Below are 1241 nucleotides of genomic sequence, written 5' to 3'. Positions count from 1 at the left end.
TCGGCGAGGCCGGCCGCGCGCGCCTGCGTCTGCTGCGCCCCGTTGAACACCTTGGCCACCACCTCGCCTTCGAGCACCGCCGTCGGCGCGCTCACCTGCAGGCGGCCCGCGTCGCGGCCCACCGTGTAGCCGTTCTGCAGCACCTGCTGCGGCCCGATCAGCGGGCTCGCATACGACTGCGTCGCCGTCTTGCCCCAGCGCGGATGCTCGTCGTCGAAGCCGGTGTAGACACCCGTGTACAACACCCCCGCCGGCGCGTTGTTGGCGTTGGCCAGCGTCCCGTCCGCCCCCTTGAACCACGTCTGCCTCAGGTACCCCGTCTGCACGTCCAGGCTGCCGCCCGACAGGTTGATCGACGAGCCCGCCTGCGTCACCACCTCCTTGCCGCCCAGCGTCACCGTGCCGCCCTGCGCCGCCCACTCGCCGATCCGGTGTCCCTGGTTGCCCAGGTAGCCGCCCACCTCCAGCAGCCCGCCCCCGGTGTACCAGCGCTCGGTCGCGTAGCCGCCCACGCCCGCCGGCACGTACACCAGCCGGCGCCGGTCGATCCACACGTTCGCATTGAGCAGGTTCCCGCTGTCGCGGTTGCCCGGCGCGTCGCGCTGCTCATTGCCCTGCACATTGACCTTGACGTTGTTTGTGTCCATCGCCAGCGCCACGCCCACCGCCCCCGACACATCCAGCTGCGCCCGGTTGGCCACGAAGCTGCGCCCCGTCGCGCTCACCGCGATCTGCCCGCCCGTGGCCAGCGTCAGCGAATCGCCCTGGAACAGCACGTCGCCCCCGCTGACGATCTCCACCCGCGACTGGTCGCGCCGGTCCGACAGCCTCGACAGGTTGTCGAACAGCCCCGACGCCGCCCCCGCGCGCAGCAGGTCCTGCGCCGCCGAGTCCTGGATCAGCGCGTCGCGCTGGCTGTCCAGCGCCGTGGTCTTGCCGTCGTCGTCGATCAGCACCGCCGTCACCGCTCCCGGCCCCAGCGTCACCCTCCCCTGCGTGTCCGCGGCCGAGTTCAGCAGGTGCACCGTGCCGCGCGTGTTGGCCGTGGTGGTCGCCACCGCCACCCCGAACTGCTGCACGTCGCGCCCGGCCAGCGTCACGTCGCCCTCCGTGGCCAGGATCAGCCCGCTGTTGGTCACCTTGCCCGCGCTGCCCGCACTACCACTGGCCACGAACTGCGGCGAGATCTCGTTGCCGCGCGTGGTCGACGTGGTGTTGCCGTCGGTGCCCACCCCGCGCCG

Annotated in this window: 1 pseudogene; it reads right to left on the bottom strand. The window is 72.3% G+C overall.

The window, feature by feature from the left end:
• A pseudogene (locus P3W85_RS17250) lies at positions 1-1241 on the bottom strand (hemagglutinin); the annotation flags it as partial.

It is taken from the genome of Cupriavidus basilensis (assembly GCF_029335485.1).
Taxonomy (GTDB): Bacteria; Pseudomonadota; Gammaproteobacteria; order Burkholderiales; family Burkholderiaceae; genus Cupriavidus; species Cupriavidus basilensis_E.
The sequence above is the reverse complement of the archived record's forward strand: the minus strand, read 5'-3'. Positions and strand labels throughout refer to the sequence as shown.